We start from the raw sequence: 18,880 nt of genomic DNA, 5'->3' as shown, positions 1-18,880 counted from the left end.
GCATGCACACCTTCTTTATTGCCCCCACCGGTTTTGGTGTCGGCCTGACCTCGATCAGCCTGGGCCTGGTCGGCGCCTTGGAGCGTGCCGGCCTCAAGGTCGGTTTCTTCAAACCCATCGCCCAGCCGCATCAGGGCGATATGGGCCCGGAGCGTTCCAGCGAGCTGATCGCCCGCACCCATGGCCTGCATTCGCCAAAACCACTGGCCCTGGCGCATGTCGAGCGCATGCTCGGTGATGGCCAGCTGGATGAGCTGCTGGAAGAGATCATCAGCCTCTATCAGCAGGCCGCCGAAGGCAAAGACGTGGTGATCGTCGAAGGCATGGTGCCGACGCGTCAGGCCAGCTACGCCGCGCGGGTCAACTTCCACCTGGCCAAGAGCGTGGATGCCGAGGTGATTCTGGTCTCCGCGCCAGAACAGGAAAGCCTCAGCGAACTGAGCGACCGGGTGGAAATTCAGGCCCAGCTGTTTGGCGGGCCGAAAGACGAGAAAGTGCTCGGCGTGATCCTCAACAAGGTGCGCAGTGACGAGGGCATCGACGCCTTCGCCACTCGCCTGAAAGAGCTCTCGCCGCTGCTCAAGGGCGAGGATTTCCGCCTGCTCGGCTGCATCCCCTGGCAGGACGAACTGAACGCCCCGCGTACCCGCGATATCGCCGACTTGCTCGGCGCGCGGGTGCTGAATGCCGGTGATTACGAGCAGCGGCGCATGCTGAAGATCGTGCTCTGCGCCCGCGCCGTGGCCAACACCGTGCAACTGCTCAAACCCGGCACCTTGGTGGTGACGCCGGGGGACCGCGACGACATCATCCTCGCCGCCAGCCTGGCCGCGATGAACGGCATGCCACTGGCGGGCCTGCTGCTGTGCAGCGACTTTGCCCCCGACCCACGGATCATGGAGCTGTGCCGTGGCGCACTGCAGGGCGGTTTGCCGGTAATGACGGTAAGCACTGGCTCTTACGACACCGCGAACAACCTCAACCGCCTGAACAAGGAAATCCCGGTCGACGACAAGGAGCGCGCGGAAAAAGTCGCCGACTTCGTCGCCAGCCATATCGACCACGACTGGCTGTTGGCCCGCTGCGCCGCGCCGCGCGAGCTGCGCATGTCGCCACCGGCGTTCCGCTATCAGCTGGTGCAACGCGCCAAGGCAGCCAACAAGCGCATCGTCCTGCCGGAAGGCAGCGAACCGCGCACCGTGCAGGCCGCCGCCATCTGTCAGGCGCGCGGCATCGCCCGCTGCGTGTTGCTGGCCAAGCCGGAAGACGTCCACGCAGTAGCCCGCGTCCATGGCATCGAATTACCGGAAGGGCTGGAAATCCTCGACCCGGACCTGATCCGCGAGCGTTATGTCGCACCCATGGTTGAGCTGCGCAAGGGCAAAGGCCTGAACGCCCCGATGGCCGCCGCGCAACTGGAAGACAGCGTGGTGCTGGGCACCATGATGCTCGCCCTGGATGAAGTCGACGGTCTGGTCTCCGGGGCGATCAACACCACCGCCAACACCATCCGCCCGGCGCTGCAGCTGATCAAGACCGCACCGGGCTATCGGCTGGTGTCATCGATCTTCTTTATGCTGTTGCCCGACCAGGTGCTGGTGTACGGCGACTGCGCGGTTAATCCTGACCCAACCGCAGTGGAACTGGCAGAAATTGCGCTGCAAAGCGCGGCCTCGGCCAGCGCCTTTGGCATCAGCCCACGGGTGGCGATGCTCAGCTACTCCACCGGTGATTCCGGCAGCGGTGAAGAAGTCGAAAAAGTCCGTGAAGCCACCCGCCTCGCCAAGGCCATCGACCCGCAACTGTTGCTCGACGGCCCGCTGCAATACGACGCGGCGGCAATCGAAAGTGTCGGCCGGCAGAAAGCCCCCGGCAGCCCGGTCGCCGGCCGCGCCACGGTGTTTATTTTCCCTGACCTGAACACGGGCAACACCACCTACAAGGCGGTGCAACGCAGCGCCGATTGCGTCAGCGTCGGGCCGATGCTGCAGGGCCTGCGCAAGCCGGTGAATGACCTGTCACGCGGCGCACTGGTCGACGATATCGTCTACACCATTGCCCTAACCGCAATTCAGGCGGCCAATCTGCCGCAGTAATGCGCCGCCAGGGCAGGCTTAGCAGGCCGTTGAAAAACTACCTGCGTTGGCAATACTGCGTTGAAAACGGCCTCAAAATGCTCATTTACAGCACGTAAACTCCGCTTTTTCGGCCGTTTTCGCCTTGCCTTGCCTGCCTCGCCTACATTTTTCAACGGCCTGTTAGAGCCGTCCTGGCCAGGCAAAAGCGCTAAAAATCCGCGAACCGCAGCGATTACCAGCGTTTCGAAAGGCTTGCAGTTCGATGCACAGGCGTTAACCTGTGCGCCGACCGATCTGTGGTGGAAAACCACAGGCACAGATAAAACGGGGCCTATGCCCATTTTTGGAGGCACCTGTCCCCATGCTGCATTTTCTGCCTGCTCCCTTGCGCGGTCTGCTTGCCAGCCTGCTGCTCGCCGTTAACACCCTGATCTGTTGCTGGCCGCTGTTTATCGGCGCCCTACTGAAATTCTTGTTGCCCATTCCCAAGGTGCAGCGCGCGCTGCGCTCAGCCATGCATGCGACTGCCGAGTTCTGGATTTCCGCCAATAAATTCTGGATGCACCTGGTGGGCAATACCGAGTGGAATGTCGAAGGACTCAAGGGTTTCGACATGCAGCACTCCTATATGGTGACCAGTAACCACCAGAGCTGGGTGGATATCTTGGTGCTGCAATACCAGCTCAACCGGCGCATCCCCTTTCTCAAGTTCTTCCTCAAGCAGGAGCTGATCTGGGTGCCGGTGATCGGCCTGTGCTGGTGGGCGCTGGAATTCCCCTTTATGAAGCGCTTCAGCAAGGAATACCTGACCAAGCATCCGGAAAAGCGCGGTCAGGACCTGGCCACCACACGCAAGGCCTGCGCGCGCTACAAGAGCAACCCGGTGTCGGTGTTCAACTTCCTCGAAGGCACGCGCCTGTCGCCGGCTAAACATGCGCAGCAGCAGTCGCCGTTCAAGCACCTGCTCAAACCCAAGGCCGGCGGTATTGCCTTTGTCTTGGATGCCATGGGCGAACAGCTGCACAGCCTGGTCAACGTCACCATTCATTACCCGCAGGGCACCCCAGGTTTCTGGGACCTGTTATGCGGGCGAATCAAGCAAGTGGTGGTGCGCTTCGATCAGCTGCAGATTCCCGAGGAATTTATCGGCGGCAACTACGATCAGGACGAAGCCTACCGCCTGCAGTTCCAGCAGTGGGTCAACCAGCTGTGGCTGGACAAGGATGCCCAGCTCGACGAGCTGAAGCAGCGTTATCCCGCGCGCTAAGCCTCTCTCGCTGCATTCTCAAGCCCGCCTAGCCAGCGGGCTGATTTAGTCGATCAACAGATAGTGCTCACGCCCCCCGTGGGAAATGCGTGGCCAGATGGGCATCGAGCTGATCGGCGGGCAGACAACGCAACCACGCCAGGCCCGGGATGCCCGGATAGCGTTCCTGTAGCAGCAGCTGATCGATGGCGCGGTCCGATTCGGTCAGGGCAACGTGATCACTGCCGCTCATCAACCCGGGCACACCGCGCAAGACCATTTCATAGGCACGCATGCAGCTTTTCACGCGCTGACCAATACCCTGGCTTCCAACTCGAAGCGCTGCTGGTTCTGCTCACGCTCGCGCTGCTCGAAGACCTGCCACTGCCAGACGATCAACGCTTCCAGGCAGCGCGCCGATGCGGCAGGATTATTGGAACCACCGCCCGCAGCCTAGTCACGGTTTGAACGCTTGGCCGAGCTAAATGACAGAACCAAAAAAGCCGCGCATTCGGGCGAATGCACGGCTTTATGCAGCCTGCGCTTACAGCGGACGCAGGTTGATCTCTACCCGACGGTTCTGCGCGCGGCCTGCTTCATTGGCATTGCTGGCAATCGGCTGGTTCGGGCCTGCGCCATAGGAGGAAATCCGCGACGCCTGAACGCCGTTGGCACTGAGGTAGGACGCCACGCTCTGCGCACGGCGATTCGACAGATTTTGGTTCAACTCAAGGGAGCCCGTGCTATCGGTATGGCCGACGATATCGATCCCGTTCTTGTCGAACTCTTTGAACACCGTGACCAGGGAATTGAGGGTCGGGTAAAAACTGCTGGAGATATCCGCCGAGTTGCTGGCGAAGGTGATATTGCCCGGCATGATCAGTTTCAGCTCATCGCCATTGCGCTGCACCTGCACGCCAGTGCCCTGCAAGGTCTGGCGCAGTTTGGCTTCCTGAGTGTCGACATAGTAGCCATAGCCACCACCTGCGGCACCACCGACTGCCGCGCCGATCAAGGCACCTTTGGCACGGTCTTTCTTGCTGGACGTGGCCGCACCGATCACCGCACCGGTCACTGCGCCGACACCACCGTAGATGCCTGCCTTGCCCGCCTCACGCTCACCGGTATAGGGGTTGGTGGTACAGCCAGCGAGAACGCCAAGACCGAGGGTAACAACAGCCAGATTTCGCCACAGTTTCATGCGTACATCCTTTTAATTCGTGATCGGGAAAAGTTTATACCTGAGTTTACGAGCCATAAGCGCGGTTAAAGTTCCCTCGCCACGCGGTGATAGTGCGGGGAACTATGCGCGAATAAACGGGTTATCGCGCATTTCATCACCGAGGCGCGTATCGGCACCATGGCCGGTGACCACCGTGGCGTCCTCATCCAGGCTGTACAGGCGCTGCTTGATCGAACGCTCGATAGTCGGGTAATCGCCGCCCCACAGGTCGGTGCGGCCGATACCGCGCTTGAACAGGGTGTCGCCGGCGATCAGCAGCTTGTCCTGGGGGAACCAGAAGCTCATCGAACCTGGGGTATGCCCCGGCGTATGCAGGGCCACACCACAACCGCAGGCCAGTTCCTCGTCATCACTCAACCATTGATCCGGCGCCGGCACCGGGGTGTAGGGCACACCGAACATGCGGCACTGCATCTCCAGATTGTCCCAGAGGAACTGATCCTCCTTATGCAGGTGCAAGGTCGCGCCGGTCTTCTCCTTCATCTGCCCCGAGGCGAGGAAGTGATCCAGATGGGCGTGGGTGTGGATGATGCTCACCACCTTCAGGCCATGGGCCTCCAGGCGCGCCATGATCAGCTCGGGATTGCCACCCGGATCGACGACGATGGCCTTCTTGGTCAGCGGGTCACCGATAATCGTGCAGTTGCACTGCAAAGGCCCGACGGGGAAGGTTTCGCGGATCAGGGTCGGGGTTGCGGCAGAACTCATGGTTATTCCTCAGCGCGGTAATCACTGGGCAGTTTACCCGTCCATTTCTTGAACGCACGGCGAAAATTCGACGGGTCGCTAAAGCCCAGCAGGTAGGCGATTTCATACAACGGCAGGTGGGTGGTGGTGAGGTATTGCAGGGCCAGGCTCTTGCGCACTTCATCGAGCACTTGCTGGTAACTGGTGCCCATGCTGGACAGGTGCCGACGCAGGCTGCGGCCGCTGGTGTGCAGGGCCTCGGCGGCGCTGGCCAGGTCGGGGAAGTCGCCCGGGCGCGCCAACAGCAGGCGGCGCACGCGGGTCAGCAGGCCGTCCTGCACATCCAGGCTGGCCAGCAGGGCTTCACATTGCTGCTCGCACATCTGCACCGTAGCCGGGTTGGCCAGGGCCATGGGCCGGTCCAGGTAGGCAATCGGCATACTCAGGCGGTGGTAGGGCTGATCAAACGCCACCGCGACGCCAAACAGCCGCTCGTAGCGCTCGGCATAATGCGGCGCGGCATGGGCAAACCCCACCTCCACGTCCTGCAAGCGCTCGCCCACCAGAAAGCGCGCGATGGTGTACAGGCTGGTCAACAAGCCCTCTGCGGCGAAACGACTGAGCGGGCCCAAGGGCATGGTTTCACTGGCACGCAATTCAATCCGTGCGCCCAGCTCGACCATTTCCAGCTCGTAGGTCAGGCCCAACACGCGGTAGTACTTGAGGGCGAACTGCATGGCCTTGCCCAGATTGGCACTGGACAGCACCGCATAGCCGAGGATGCCGTGGGTCGAAACGTTCAGCCGCTGCCCGAGCAGTAAACCCAGCGCCGGCTCATCACATAAGCGCAAGGCGCTGCTGGTGAGCTGAGTGAAATCGATAAAGGACAATCGCCCCTGAGGATTGCCCAGCACTGCGGGGCGTACCCGCGCCTCGGCAAACAGCTGCGCGCGTGGCACGCCCAATTCCTCGACCAGGTCGAGCAAAGCCGCCGCGTAGGCAACGGGAACCAGTTCGGCGGAGAAATTAAATGATGGCTTCATGGGCTTCTTATTATCTGGCCAGATATGACCACTGACAGCGACGATAACCTTGTTCGACAAAACCCGACAAGGGCATCCCTACGCCGCAGTGCCAGGTCAGCCCACCTACGTGGTTTATGCGAAGGCTTTAGCCATACTCAGGACTTGGTCAGCCGATCACCACAACCGAAGGTTGGGCGCAGGCATGGCGCGGGTGCTTTTTCAGCCCTTGCAGCGCTCTAGCACCTACGCTTGGTAACACAGCCCCGGCCCTGGACAAGCCCTAGCATTTGGCACACCCGTGCAATATTGGCCATAAATGACCGAAATATTGGCTGTTGTGAACCTGTGCCGACGCGCCTGGCGGATCCATAGTGAAACCACGCTTTCGTCACAGACTCAGGGAGTCAGCATGATCAGCACTACCCCGGAAGGTTTGCAGATTCGTCCACGGCATATGGATTTCGATTTCCCCAATCCTCTGCCCCGCCATTGGCACGGCGGTGACGCCTTCAAAAGCCATTTGTTCGATGCCATGTCGGTGCTATTTCCCGACGGCGAACGCTTTTTTATCGACTCGGTACGGCACTTCCGCGAGCAGATCGACGACCCGGCGCTGAAAGAGCAGATCCGTGGCTTTATCGGCCAGGAAGGCCACCACAGCCGCGAGCATCTGGAATACAGCAACCGCCTGCGCGACCTGGGTTACAACATCACCCGCATCGAGAAACGCGCCCAGGCGCGAATTCGCTACACCCAGAAAAAGTTCTCGCCACAGCGACAACTGGCAGCCACCGCCGCACTGGAACACATCACCGCGATCATGGCTGACGGCCTGCTCAAGGACCCACGCCATATGGCCGGCGCCCATCCGACCATGGTGCGCCTGTGGCGCTGGCATGCGCTGGAGGAAACCGAGCACAAGGCGGTGGCCTTCGACGTGTACAACCAGGTCTGCGGCAGCCGTAAACTGCTGCGCCGGGCGATGATCATGGGCACCTTCTTCTTCGTCCTCGACACCACGCGCGGCCTGGCGCATATGCTCAAACAGGACGGCCTGCTGTGGAACTGGCGCGTGTGGCGCGATGGCATCCAGTGGATGTGGGGCAAGGAAGGCGTGTTCCGCCCACTGATCAGCACCTACCGCGATTTTTTCAAACCCGGCTTCCACCCCTGGCAGCACAACAACCTCGAGTTGCTCTACCAGACCCGCAGCGAGTTTGATGCGCCTGCGCAGAGCCAGGCGGCATAGCCTGAGAGCCAGTAACGACAAGGGAGCCTACAGGCTCCCTTTTTTATGCAGGTCAATTTCATCGACAGCGACGGCTTGTGCCGCCGCTATCAGATCATTTCAGCCCTGTAGAAAACGCAAGGTATCAGCCGCGCTTTGCTGCGGGATTTCTTCCATCGGAATATGCCCAACGCCCGGGTAGGTTTTCACCTGAATGCCCGGCAGGTCGCGCTGCCACAGCGGCACATGCTTGGGCGAAATCCAGCGATCACGTTCGCCCCATAGCAGCAGCGTCGGCGCCTGGATCTGCGCGACCCGCGCCGAAGTACCATGCAACTCTTCCTTATTCACTTTGAGCAGCACGCGGAAGATATCCATCATCGCCCGGCGATTGCCCGGCCGCCGCGTCAGGTCGTTGTAGCGATCCACCACGCCCGGCTTGATCCGCGCCGGCTCACCGTAGACCTCCTTGATGCCCTGGGCGATCAGCGCGCGCGGCATCCACAGCGGCATGGCCACGGTGGCACCGGGCAAAGCGGCGGCGGCAATCATCCAGGGCACCTTGTGCATGTGATAGCCGGCCGGGTCGATCAGCACCAGCTTCTCCACCCGCTGCGGCTGCGCCAGGGCGAAGTTCCAGGCGATATAACCGCCCAGTGAGTTGCCGACAATCGAGGCCTTGCTCACGCCCAGGTAGTCGAGCAGCAGGCCGAACACCTTGATCATCCGCGCGGCGGAGTACAGGCCATCGCGGGCCGGGCCGGTAAGGCCGAAACCCGGCACATCAAAACGGATCACCCGGTAATCGGCGGCAAAAGCCGGCAACCAGTCGTCCCAGGTGTGCAGCGAGGCGACCACGCCGTGAATCAACACCAGCACCGGTTTGTCGCGGCGGCCCTCATCGCGGTAATGCAGATTGAAGCCGTCTAGTTCGATGTAACGCGAGCCATTGGCGGCATTGCCATAGCGCGCCTTGAGGCGCTCCAGCGGCAGGGCGCCGAAGCCCAGACGGGCAAACCCGGCCGCCAGCGGTGGCGTCAGCGGAAGACTGGAAGCAGACATGCAGGCACCTCTAGATTGTTGTTATGGGGAAGACGCATCCGGTCTATCAGAGCATGTCCACGTCAACCTGACGCCTAACCTAGGTTGAGCGTGGTGCAGGACACAGCGAGGCGATCAGCAGCTCGCTAAGCACGCGTTTGGCCTGTTCGATTTCGGCGCGGCTGGCGGCGCGGCCGAGCAGTTCCAGCGAGGCCGCTTCCATGGCCCAGATCAGCGCGCGGTAGGTCAGCGGCTCGGTCGCTGGGGTCGCCCCATGTAGCCGCTCAGCCAGCAGCCGCGCCATTTCGGTATGGGCCCGCTGCCGATGCGTGGCCAGGGGTGAATCGGCGCGCAGGGCTTCTTCCTGCATCAGGCGGATAATCGGCCCAACCGCCAGGTGATAGTCGAAATAGCGCCCGACCATGCCCTGCAACCAGGCCTGCGGGCTGCCGGCGAGAGTCTGCATCTCACTGAAGCGCGACAGCAGCAGGGACACCGCCGTCTGGTAGATGCCTGCGAGCACCTGCATCTTGTTTGCAAAGTATTTGTAGAAGGTGCGCCGCGACACATTGGCCGCCGCCAGCAGGTCATTCACTGTGGTGTCCGCCAGGCCCTTGCGAGCAAACACCGGAATCGCCGCCAACTGGATATTGGTGCGCTGCAGATGGCCAATCAGCGGCCCGTCGCCCTCCTGCTCCTGCTGCTGGGCCACCGCGCCGTAACCGCCGAGGTCTTCAAACACCGCACGCACCGCGCCCAAGTCGGCCAACGCCTGTTGCATGGTCACCTTCCCAACCAAGGCGCGGGTGACGCCAGCCGCCAAGCTGGTTACGCTGAGCCACGCCATCCCCGCAGGATTATTGCTGTGCTGACCACGCTAACACGCCGCCTTTGCCTACTGCCGGCCATCCTTTTGCTGGTTCTGCTGTCACCCGTGCAGGCCACTGAGCTGTTCTACCTCGGGCAGAAGATTCCCGATATCCACAAACCCTGGAACAGCGCCGACTACCAGCAACTGCTGGAAGCGCTAAACAAAGTCGACAGCACCCAGCTCAACGCCCTGCCCCGGCGCAGCGGCGAGTTCACCGGGCCGATTTACCAGCGCATGGTCAGCGAGGAGAACTTCCGTCCGCAGCTGAATATCTACGCACCGCTGGAGCTGCGGCAGAACGAGGCGCGCGAGGCGTTGTTTCGCCTCAAGGAGCTGATGCGCCTGTACTTTGATTTTCGCGCCGTGCAGCAGCCCTATGCCGCCGAGGCGCTGGGCCTGATGAGTTACTCGCTGCGCCAGCAGGCGGTGCTGTTCACCCTGACCACCGAATTCTGGATGACCCTCTCGGCAACCGAGCAAAGCAACCCGGTGCGCCTGCAGGGCCTGCATGAAACCAAGGCGGCAGCGGCCATGCTCACCTCCAGCGCCCTGGACTATCTGGGATTGACCAAACAATTTGGCCGTGAAGAACTGGTGCTCTACAGCGCCGAGCTGAGCAAACAGCTGCCCGAGCTGTTTATCCATTTAAGTGGGGAGGTGCGTGAAACGCTGCTACAACGCGTCGAGCAGCTTGCCCAGCAGCATGCCTATGCCGAAGTGCAGGCCAATATGCGCGAGTTGCAACCGGTGTTGTTGAGCATCCAGCAGGATGTGCAGAGCAAGCTCGCGGCGGCCGCAACGCAACCGCGCCAAGCACCGACGCGCAGCCTCGACCTATCGGTGCCGGCGCAGTCAGCGCAATAGGCCGAGGCTCTTGGCTCGCGCCACGGCCTGGGTGCGCCGCTCCACACCGAGCTTGCTGTTGATATGCCGGGCGTGGGTCTTCACCGTGTGCAGGGAGATAAACAGGCTGTCGCTGATCTCCTGGTTGGAGCAGCCTTGGGCAATCAACTGCAGCACCGACAGTTCGCGCGAGCTGAGGGCATCGACCCCGGCGGCCTGCTCGCCCGGACTGACCGCCTGCGCTGGTGGCGGCAGGTGCTGCTGCAAGGCTTCAAGCAAGGGGCTCGCTTCCTGCCCCAGCAACTGCTCGCGCAGCCACTCGGGTTGCTGACTCAGCAGCCCATGAAATGGCAGCAGGCCGCCACCGGCTGCAGCCTGCAAGGCACTGCGCAACTGCTGCTGCGCCTCGCGCTCGCGTCCGCCATCACGCAGCAAGGCCGTCAGCTGCATCTGCGCAATCGCCCCGAGCAACTGTCCGCCGGCGTTCTGCGCCAGTTGAATCAGCCCGCGCAAACGCCGCTCAGCCTGCTGCTGCTCACCCTGCAGACGCTCGTAGGTGGCCAGGTGCAATTGGATATGCAACGGCAACTGCGGATGAAACTCCGGGGCCGCAGCGGCCTGCTCACCGCCATAGGCATCCAGCAGACGACTCAGCCAGACGCCCGCCAGTTCGGTCTGCCCCTGACGCAACCACAGTTCACATTTGGCCAGAGTGATCATCGCCAGGTAGTAGATCGGCGGAATATCCCAGATATGCATCAGCCGTTCGGCCTCGGCCAACTGGGCAAAGGCCTCCGGCAGGTTACCGCTGCGCCCCTCCAGGCTGGCCAGCACGCAGTAACCGATCAGCACACTGATATCGCGACAACCACGCGCCTCGGCAATCCCAGCCAACAAGCGCTGCCGCGCCTGCTGCGGCTGCAGGCGCAGGCTTAGCAGATAGCCTTCATACAGGGTCAGCCGCCCGCGCGCGGCATACTGTCGCTGGGCTGGCAGACTGGCCAGACGCTGCTGCCCCTGGCGCACTTCATCCAGCGCACGCAACACTTCCCCCCGGGCCTGCAGTACCCGCGCCCGGTCGTAATGAGCCAGGGCCTCAAACAATGGGTTACCGACCCGCTGCGCCAACTCCAGGGCCTCGCGGTTCAGCCCGCGCGCGCGCCACAGATCGCCCTGAACGATGGCCAGGTTGGCCAGGCTGGACAGGCACATCAGCCGCTGACCGTAACGATCCAGCGGCAAACAGCTCAGCGCCTCACTGCAATAGGCCTGGGCCTTGGCACTGTCACCCCGACCGCGGGCAATCACCCCACTCAGGGCCAACCACTGGGCCAGCAGGCCCTCCTGCTCGCAGCGCTCGCGGGCGGGGAGAAAACGCCCCAGGGCAGCCAGCAGTTCTTCGGCGGCGTCCAGCTGACAGGCCAGCGCCAGCGCCCAGCCATACAGCAGAATCAGGCGTGGCGTACTGGTCAGCAGGCTGTCCGGCAAGTCCATCTTCCAACGCAGCAAGGTGGCGATATTCTGCTCTGCCAGCAGTTGCTCTTCGGAGAGGCTCTGTACCAGGTTGGCCGCCACATCCGGCTGACCGGCGCGTAATGCCTGCTCGATGGCCTCGTCCAGTAGCCCCTCGGCGCTGAACCAGCGGCACGCACGCAAGTGCAAGCCTGAGGTTGACTGTGGGCGACTGCGCAGCAAATCAGAAAACAGGTGGTGGTAGCGAAACCATTTACCCTGCTCATCCAGCGGCACCAGAAATACCTGATGGGCCTGCAGATGACGCAGAATCGCGGCGCTGTCATAAGCGTCGCGCAGGGCGTCGCACAGCTCGGCGCAGAAGCGCTCCTGGCTGGCTGTCTGATAGAGAAAAGTCTGTACCTCGGCGGGCTGGCGCTCGATCACCTCTTCGAGCAAGTAATCATGGATCAGCCCGTCAGCGCCCTGGGCCGGCGCCGGTAGCGTGGCTGAGTCCTGGGTTTCGCTGGCAGCCAGCGACCACAGGCGCAAACCGGCCACCCACCCTTCGCTGCGCTGCAGCAGAACAGCCAGCGCATCGGCCGACAACACGCTGCCCTGCAGCGCGAGCAACTCGGTGCTTTCCCTATCCGTCAGGCGCAGATCCTGCTCATGCAGCTCCAGCAACTGACGGGACAGACGCAGGCGCGCCAAGTGCCAGTCCGGGCGCTGGCGACTGGTTACCAGCATCACCAAACCCGCTGGCAGGTGGCTTAGAAAGAACTGCAAACAGCGGTCGAGCACCGCGCCCTGGGCCAGGTGGTAATCATCCAGCACCAGCAACAGCGGCTGCTGCGGATCGAGGCGCAGTACCAGCTCATCGAGCAGGCCATCGAGCCACTCTTCGAAGGCGAAGGGCTGATGCCGTTGGCGCAAACGCAGCAAACCCAGCGCTTCCTGACCCACACCGGGGAAAAACAGCTGCAGGCCGCTTAGCAAACGCTCCAGAAAACGCCCTGGGTCACTGTCGCGTGGACTCAACCCCAGCCACAGGCTTTGCCAGTGCTCCGGCAGATGCTCACAGAACTCGGTGGCCAACGAGCTTTTACCAAAACCAGCCGGCGCGCTGACCAGCAGCAAACGCCCCGCCAAGCCATTCAGCAGACGCTCACACAAGCCTGGGCGGGATACGTAGCTGGCCGGTAACGGCGGTCGATAGAAATGCCCGCCCGCTACAGAGGGCGCGGCAGCCAAGCCAGGGATTGGAGACAGATCAGTCATCAAGCGGTTCTTGTAGTAGTCAGGCAGAGGCACTACCAATGCCCTGCAGACTAGCGTCTTGATGCCGGTATTTGAAGCCCTTAGGGCCATCAGGTAGCAAACGGCAATGATTGTTGATCCATCTGCTGCATATTCACTGGCTTTGCGCAGGCATAAAAAAACCGGCCTTTGCAGGCCGGTTCTTTATGCAGCGTTACTCAGGTTTAGCGAACGCCCGCCTGGCGCAGGGCCGCTGGGGTGTAATCGCTTTCCTTCGCGGGGTAGTTGAACTGGTAAGCACTCTTCTCTTCGTTCTTCATACCCAGAGCCAGGTAACGACCGGACAGCAGGTCATACAGGGTCTCTACGCTGTACCACGGCACTTGCATGTCGTAGTAGTACTGAGCATGAGCCTCAGCCACACGCCACAGGGTACCGCGACCGTCGTAGTGGTCAATCTGGGCCGCTTGCCAGGTATCTTCGTCGATGAAGAAGTCACGCTTGGCATAGATATGACGCTCGCCCGATTTCAGGGTCGCGGTCACATGCCAGACGCGGTGCAACTCATAACGGGTCAGGTCCTGGTTGATATGGCCAGCCTTGATGATCTGGTCATACTTCAGCTTCGGCGAGTCCAGACGGTAGCTGTTGTAAGGAATGTAGATTTCCTTCTTGCCGTTGAGCTTCCACTCGTAACGGTCAGGTGCACCGTTGTACATGTCGAAGTTGTCGGACGTACGCAGACCATCGGCGGCGGTACCTGGACCGTCATAGGAGACCTGCGGTGCGCGACGTACGCGACGCTGACCGGCGTTGTACAGCCACGCCAGACGCGGCTCCTTCACCTGGTTGAGGGTTTCGTGCACCAGCAGCACGTTACCCGCCAGACGCGACGGCGCAGTTACCCGCTGCTTGAAGTAAAACAGCACGTTGCTTGGCTTGCTGGTGTCGGCATCCTTCAGCGCACCACGGAAGGTGAACTCGTCCTGGAAGTACACCATGCTGTAGGAACCGTTCGGCTGCGGAGTCGCCTGGGTTACCAGACGCTTGACGCTGCCGCCGCGATAGCGGGTGATATGGTTCCAGATCGCTTCCAGGCCGTCCTTGGGAATCGGGAACGGAATGGCCTGCTCGAAGTTCTCCAGACCGTTACCGCCCTCGACCATCTTGGTGTTAGAGGCGTTACGCATGGCCGCTTCCAGCACGAAATCAGGCATGCTGGCCGAACGGTGAGTCGGGAATACCGGCATCTTGTAGCTGTCCGGATAACGCTTGAACAGCGCCAGCTGACCCGGGGTCAACTTGTCCTTGTACTGCTCCGCGTTGGCCGCGGTGATGGTGAACAGCGGTTGCTCGCTGGCGAACGGATCCGGCAGGAAACCAGCGGCGTCGGCAGTACCCGCAGTTTTTGGCAGGCCACCGGTCCAAGCCGGGATCGAGCCATCGGCATTACCGGCCATTTCCGCACCAACCGGCGTCAGGCTCTTGCCCAGCTTGGCGGCTTCGTCCGAGGACACCGCAGCCATTACGCTGCATGCCATCAGCGACAAGGCCAACACACCGGTCTGCAACAGGTTTTTTGTTGTTTTCATCTGCATATTCTTCCTCAAGATTCCTGTCTGCTTAGAAGTTCACGCCAAAGCTGAGCGCAACGAAATCGCGGTCAACGTTGGTGTTGTATTCGCCGCCGAAGAAATCGGTGTAGGCGAGGCTGGCCGTATAGGTGTTCTGGTACTCGGCATCCAGGCCCAGGCTGATGGCCTTGTTGCCTTCGTTGAAGGTTGGGCCGTAACCATCGACGTCATGCGACCAGGAAACGTTCGGCTTGAGGTTTACACCGGCAAACACGTCGCTGTAATCGAGGATGGCGCGAGCGCGATAGCCCCAGGACGTATTGGTGTAAAAGCCCTTGTTATTGCACTCATCCGGGTTGGCCGGGTTGGCAATGGCAGTACACAGACTGTTGGTTGGGAACTCACCGGCACCAAACTCTGGTGCACGACCAAAGCGCAGCTCGTTCTTGCCCAGGTTGCTGACGTGCGAATAACCGACTTCACCGACAAGGGTCAGGCGCGAGGCCCCCATAACCTGATCAAAGAACTGGGTAACGGTAACCTGAGCCTGGGTCAGCGGCTTGCGCACATAGCCCTTCAGCTCTTCACCCGGACCAAAGGCCGCATGGCCACTGGTGTAGATTGGCAGATTGGCATTCACACCCAACGCTTGAGCAAGCGGGCCTTGTGCAACGGCACCGAGCGTCAGATCGATGGTATTGATTTGCATCGGCATATTCGGCCGATAGCTCAGTTCACCAGCAACCGAGGCGGAGCCAACTGTGGTGGAGAAGCTCATGCCATGCAGGCGAATATCTTCCGGGTATTCCAGGTAGTACTTGGCGAACATTTCGCCGGTGCTTGGATCTTCCACGGAGTTAGGCAACAGGAACACGCTTTGGCCCGCGGTATAGGACAGGCTCGGGGTGCGACTGTGGTAGTTCATGGTGTAGAAGCCGAACTCGGTGTCCAGCTCCTGCGAGAACCAGCGCAGGGCAAGACCATACTGCCCGCTGTCACGCGCGTCACGGTCACCGGAACGACCTACATAGCGATAGCCTGGTGTGCCAGGGCCATCAAAATCGCTACCGGCAACGGCCAGACGGTCGGTACAGCCATCGGCCAACACGTCAATCGAGAAGAAGGTACCGCAGTTATCGACGATGGTCTGGTCCCACTCCAGCTGATAGAAGACTTCAGCCGAGAGGTTCTCGCCCAGGCTCTGGGACACATAGAACATGTTGACCGGAATCAGACCTTCTTTGATTTCGGCACCCGGACGGCGGAATGCAGCGACGTCAACCGGGTTGATCGCGTTGATACTGTTGAGGATAAAGGTGCTTTCACCCCAACTAACCACCTGCTTACCCAGACGAACCGAGCCAGGCTGCTCAGCGACTTCGTAGTTGTGATAAACGAAGGCATCCAGAATTTGCGCACCTGATGATTGGGCGCCCTCTTTACGGTTGCTGTCGCTGATATCGTACAGCAGGCGGCTTTCGTCTTTCAGTTCGAAGTCGTACCAGTACTTGCCACGAACAAAAACCCCGGTATCGCCGTATTTCAATTCAAGGTCATGAATACCCTTGAAGATTTTCGAAAAGGTTTCGCCGCGCTTGAAATTCAGACGGCCGTCGTCGCCCGTTTGCGAGGAGGCCTGGCCACCGTTACGGGTGCCGATCAGATCCGGGTCTGCACTACGCACCGACCAGCTGGCACCGACCGACAAGGACGAGTCGAGCTGGCCTTCAATTTCACCGATGTTGAAGGTAACGCCGAACGCGGGAGCGGCGAGAGTGGATGCGAGGCTGACGGCCAGCGGCAGTTTTGCCAGGCGCCAGGTTTGTTTGGTTTTTGTCATCGACGCTACTCCATGTGTTTTTGTTATGGATGGTGCGGACTATAGCCAGCGGGTACTTCTGCTTGATCCCTCTAAAGTGTGATTTGCAGCCCCCAGGCACTCTGGCTCGCAGGTTTCGGCGTGTTTTGCACAACCATCACAAGCAAGAATGGCTTGGAACAGCAATTACCAAGCCAAACGCTTGTTTGACTGATCAGTCACCAAAAGTGACTTTGCTGGCCTGGCGTAAACAACCGCTCGGCGCTCCTGCAGACCATCCCTGAAAAATCCTCCGGAATCGTCCAGAAGCCTTTATCCATGGGCTTTCCCGCTACTGCAAGGCAAGCTTATTCACGGACAAAACCTGCGCGCTGCCCGTGCCACAGGGCATTAAACAGTCGACAAGAACGGGCTGCCGGCAGCCTGCCACTGGACGATATCCTGGCGAATGCGTTTCTTATCCAGCTTGCCGACACTGGTTTTGGGAACTTCGGTAACAAGAGCGATTTGCGAGGGTATCGCCCACTTGTTGATGCTGCCTTGGTCGACAAAGGGCTTGAGGTGCTCCTTCAGCCCCTTGGCATCCAGGCTCTGGCCTTCGTGCAATACCAGCAGGGCAAACGGCCGCTCGCCCCACTGCGGATCGACCACGCCGACCACCGCCACTTCGCGTACTGCAGGGTGACGGCTGATCAGGTCTTCCAGCTCCAGGGAGGAGATCCACTCGCCGCCGGTCTTGATCACATCCTTGATGCGGTCGCGGATATCGATAAAGCCGAAGTCGTCGATGGTCGCCACGTCACCGGTGTGCAGCCAGCCGTGCTGCCACAGCTCGGCGCCCTTCTCCGGCTCGCGGAAGTAGCCCTGGGTCAGCCACGGCGCGCGCAACACCAGCTCACCCTGGCTTTCGCCATCGGCCGGTAACAGGGTGCCATCGGCAGACATGATCGCCGCCTCCACCAGCGGCACCGGTACGCCAGCTTTGATCCGGTAAGTGGTGCGTTCATCTTCGCTGCCGGCCAGCAACTCATCGTTGATATGCGCGCAAGCGATCAATGGACAGGTTTCCGACATGCCGTAGGCGGCGGTCAGCTGGATGCCGCGGGCCTTGGCTGCGTCGTACAGCGAGCGGTTCAGCGCGCTGCCGCCGATGATCATCTTCAGGCCGCCAAAGTCGTGGCCCTGGGCGCCTTGGGCGGCCAGGACCATCTGCAGAATGGTCGGCACGCAATGGGAGAAGGTCACCTTCTCCTCTTTGATCAGGTGGCAGAGCATTTCCGGCTCATAACGACCGGGATAGACCTGCTTGATCCCCAGCATGGTGGCCACGTAGGGGATGCCCCAGGCATGCACGTGGAACATCGGAGTGATTGGCATATAGACATCGTTGGTGCCCAGCAGGCGGATGCTGTCCAGGCTGCCCAGCACGCTGGCTTCGGCCATGGTGTGCAGCACCAGCTGGCGATGGCTGAAGTACACGCCTTTGGGGTTACCGGTGGTGCCGGTGGTATAGAAGGTAGTGGCGACCGAGTTCTCGTCGAAATCCGCGAAGTCGTAACGCGGGCTGGCGGCGGCCAGCAGGTTTTCGTATTCGCCAACCAGGCCGCCCAGCTCGGCGGTTTTCTCTGCTGCATCGGTCAGCAGGATGGTCTTCTCCACCGTGGTCAGCTGGCTTTCGATGCCTTTGTACAGCGGCACGAACTCGCTGTTGACCAGCACGAACTTATCCTCGGCATGGTTCATGGTGTAGAGAATCTGCTCAGCCGATAGGCGGATGTTGATGGTGTGCAGCACCGCGCCGATCATCGGGATAGCAAACATGCACTCCAGGTAGCGGTGGCTGTCCCAGTCCATCACGGCTACGGTGTCGCCGGCCTTGACCCCAGCCTCGGTCAGCACATTGGCCAGCCGCGCCACGCGCTCGTTAAGGGTGGCGTAGCTGTAACGCAGCTGGTCGCGGTAGACGATTTCGCGGGTTTTCTCATAGCGAACGCCGGACAACAGCAGACGCTTGATCAACAAGGGCGCTTGGTGGGCGTTGTCGGCGGGGGCAATCAGGCGGGTCTGCAGCATGGCGATACCTTATTCACGGTTTTTTCAGTGCGGCCAATCTAGAGCGCTACGCGCCCGGCCAAATCAACCCAAAGAATGATTTTTCCCGTGACTCTTTGGGCATTTTTAGTCACGCAGTAGAATCAGTTGTTCGTTACCCCGTTTGTTTGGCTCAGCATGAGGAGTTTTCCGATGTCCGATATCGTCATCGTCAGCGGCGCACGCACCCCAATGGGTGGTTTCCAGGGCAACCTGTCGAGCGTGGCCGCCGTCGATCTGGGCGCTGCCGCGATCCGCGCTGCCGTTGAGCGCGCCGGCATTGCCGCCGCCGATGTAGAGGAAGTGATCATGGGCTGCGTGCTGCCCGCCGGTCTCAAGCAAGGCCCGGCGCGTCAGGCCTCGCTGAATGCCGGCCTGCCCGCCGCCACCGGTTGCACCACCATCAACAAGCTGTGCGGCTC

General features: G+C 61.0%; 14 protein-coding genes and 1 pseudogene. 5 read left to right on the top strand and 10 right to left on the bottom strand.

Annotation, left to right across the window (positions count from 1 at the left end):
- Positions 1–2: 2 nt before the first annotated feature.
- Complete coding sequence (gene pta, locus WA145_RS15830; protein ID WP_422582484.1) at positions 3–2,096, top strand: phosphate acetyltransferase; 2,094 nt, start codon at positions 3–5, stop codon at positions 2,094–2,096.
- A gap of 343 nt (positions 2,097–2,439) precedes the next feature.
- Positions 2,440–3,345 (top strand): acyltransferase, encoded by a 906-nt coding sequence (locus tag WA145_RS15825; protein WP_422582483.1) that lies wholly within the window; start codon positions 2,440–2,442, stop codon positions 3,343–3,345.
- Positions 3,346–3,412: 67 nt separating this feature from the next.
- Here WA145_RS15825 and WA145_RS15820 read toward each other — a convergent pair whose 3' ends face one another.
- The 4 genes from WA145_RS15820 to WA145_RS15805 all read right to left on the bottom strand — a co-directional run bounded on the left by WA145_RS15820 (position 3,413) and on the right by WA145_RS15805 (position 6,297).
- Positions 3,413–3,619 carry a hypothetical protein gene (locus WA145_RS15820; RefSeq protein WP_422582482.1) on the bottom strand — a complete coding sequence of 69 codons (207 nt, stop codon included), beginning with the start codon at positions 3,617–3,619 and terminating at the stop codon, positions 3,413–3,415.
- Between the two features lie 249 nt (positions 3,620–3,868).
- Positions 3,869–4,525 carry an OmpA family protein gene (locus tag WA145_RS15815; RefSeq protein ID WP_422582481.1) on the bottom strand — a complete coding sequence of 219 codons (657 nt, stop codon included), beginning with the start codon at positions 4,523–4,525 and terminating at the stop codon, positions 3,869–3,871.
- A gap of 102 nt (positions 4,526–4,627) precedes the next feature.
- Positions 4,628–5,275 (bottom strand): MBL fold metallo-hydrolase, encoded by a 648-nt coding sequence (locus tag WA145_RS15810; RefSeq protein ID WP_422582480.1) that lies wholly within the window; start codon positions 5,273–5,275, stop codon positions 4,628–4,630.
- A gap of 2 nt (positions 5,276–5,277) precedes the next feature.
- Positions 5,278–6,297, bottom strand: coding sequence for an AraC family transcriptional regulator (locus WA145_RS15805; protein ID WP_422582479.1), 1,020 nt, complete (start codon positions 6,295–6,297; stop codon positions 5,278–5,280).
- 391 nt (positions 6,298–6,688) lie between these two features.
- Between WA145_RS15805 and WA145_RS15800 the strand changes: the two genes are divergently transcribed.
- Positions 6,689–7,528, top strand: coding sequence for a metal-dependent hydrolase (locus tag WA145_RS15800; protein ID WP_422582478.1), 840 nt, complete (start codon positions 6,689–6,691; stop codon positions 7,526–7,528).
- Between the two features lie 99 nt (positions 7,529–7,627).
- Here WA145_RS15800 and WA145_RS15795 read toward each other — a convergent pair whose 3' ends face one another.
- A complete protein-coding gene (locus WA145_RS15795) occupies positions 7,628–8,569 on the bottom strand; it encodes an alpha/beta fold hydrolase (protein WP_422582477.1) in 942 nt (313 codons plus the stop codon).
- A 79-nt stretch (positions 8,570–8,648) separates the two neighbouring features.
- On the bottom strand, positions 8,649–9,329 hold the full coding sequence (locus tag WA145_RS15790; RefSeq protein WP_422582476.1) for a TetR/AcrR family transcriptional regulator: 681 nt from the start codon (positions 9,327–9,329) through the stop codon (positions 8,649–8,651).
- Between the two features lie 87 nt (positions 9,330–9,416).
- Between WA145_RS15790 and WA145_RS15785 the strand changes: the two genes are divergently transcribed.
- A complete protein-coding gene (locus WA145_RS15785; RefSeq protein ID WP_422582526.1) occupies positions 9,417–10,283 on the top strand; it encodes a hypothetical protein in 867 nt (288 codons plus the stop codon).
- Here WA145_RS15785 and WA145_RS15780 read toward each other — a convergent pair.
- From WA145_RS15780 to WA145_RS15765, 4 genes are all read right to left on the bottom strand, one after another.
- Entirely contained in the window at positions 10,272–12,995 is a 2,724-nt protein-coding gene (locus WA145_RS15780) for a LuxR C-terminal-related transcriptional regulator (protein ID WP_422582475.1), read from the bottom strand. The genes WA145_RS15785 and WA145_RS15780 overlap by 12 nt on opposite strands.
- 203 nt (positions 12,996–13,198) lie before the next feature.
- Positions 13,199–14,566, bottom strand: coding sequence for a DUF1329 domain-containing protein (locus WA145_RS15775; RefSeq protein WP_422582474.1), 1,368 nt, complete (start codon positions 14,564–14,566; stop codon positions 13,199–13,201).
- Between the two features lie 31 nt (positions 14,567–14,597).
- A complete protein-coding gene (locus tag WA145_RS15770; protein WP_422582473.1) occupies positions 14,598–16,388 on the bottom strand; it encodes a DUF1302 domain-containing protein in 1,791 nt (596 codons plus the stop codon).
- Between the two features lie 369 nt (positions 16,389–16,757).
- Positions 16,758–18,440, bottom strand: coding sequence for a fatty acid--CoA ligase (locus tag WA145_RS15765; protein ID WP_422582472.1), 1,683 nt, complete (start codon positions 18,438–18,440; stop codon positions 16,758–16,760).
- A 171-nt stretch (positions 18,441–18,611) separates the two neighbouring features.
- Here WA145_RS15765 and WA145_RS15760 point away from each other — a divergent pair.
- Positions 18,612–18,880 (top strand): annotated as a pseudogene (locus WA145_RS15760) (acetyl-CoA C-acetyltransferase); the annotation flags it as partial.

It is taken from the genome of Pseudomonas sp. (genome assembly GCF_049301935.1).
Taxonomy (GTDB): domain Bacteria; phylum Pseudomonadota; class Gammaproteobacteria; order Pseudomonadales; family Pseudomonadaceae; genus Aquipseudomonas.
The sequence above is the reverse complement of the archived record's forward strand: the minus strand, read 5'-3'. Positions and strand labels throughout refer to the sequence as shown.

What these genes read in the sequence shown, in the direction of transcription:
- WA145_RS15815 (WP_422582481.1), bottom strand. Translation starts at nt 4,525, where the DNA reads ATGAAACTGTGGCGAAATCTGGCTGTTGTTACCCTCGGTCTTGGCGTT.
- WA145_RS15795 (WP_422582477.1), bottom strand. Translation starts at nt 8,569, where the DNA reads ATGTCTGCTTCCAGTCTTCCGCTGACGCCACCGCTGGCGGCCGGGTTT.
- WA145_RS15810 (WP_422582480.1), bottom strand. Translation starts at nt 5,275, where the DNA reads ATGAGTTCTGCCGCAACCCCGACCCTGATCCGCGAAACCTTCCCCGTC.
- WA145_RS15780 (WP_422582475.1), bottom strand. Translation starts at nt 12,995, where the DNA reads ATGACTGATCTGTCTCCAATCCCTGGCTTGGCTGCCGCGCCCTCTGTA.
- pta (WP_422582484.1), top strand. Translation starts at nt 3, where the DNA reads ATGCACACCTTCTTTATTGCCCCCACCGGTTTTGGTGTCGGCCTGACC.
- WA145_RS15770 (WP_422582473.1), bottom strand. Translation starts at nt 16,388, where the DNA reads ATGACAAAAACCAAACAAACCTGGCGCCTGGCAAAACTGCCGCTGGCC.
- WA145_RS15825 (WP_422582483.1), top strand. Translation starts at nt 2,440, where the DNA reads ATGCTGCATTTTCTGCCTGCTCCCTTGCGCGGTCTGCTTGCCAGCCTG.
- WA145_RS15790 (WP_422582476.1), bottom strand. Translation starts at nt 9,329, where the DNA reads ATGCAACAGGCGTTGGCCGACTTGGGCGCGGTGCGTGCGGTGTTTGAA.
- WA145_RS15775 (WP_422582474.1), bottom strand. Translation starts at nt 14,566, where the DNA reads ATGAAAACAACAAAAAACCTGTTGCAGACCGGTGTGTTGGCCTTGTCG.
- WA145_RS15800 (WP_422582478.1), top strand. Translation starts at nt 6,689, where the DNA reads ATGATCAGCACTACCCCGGAAGGTTTGCAGATTCGTCCACGGCATATG.
- WA145_RS15765 (WP_422582472.1), bottom strand. Translation starts at nt 18,440, where the DNA reads ATGCTGCAGACCCGCCTGATTGCCCCCGCCGACAACGCCCACCAAGCG.
- WA145_RS15805 (WP_422582479.1), bottom strand. Translation starts at nt 6,297, where the DNA reads ATGAAGCCATCATTTAATTTCTCCGCCGAACTGGTTCCCGTTGCCTAC.
- WA145_RS15820 (WP_422582482.1), bottom strand. Translation starts at nt 3,619, where the DNA reads ATGCGTGCCTATGAAATGGTCTTGCGCGGTGTGCCCGGGTTGATGAGC.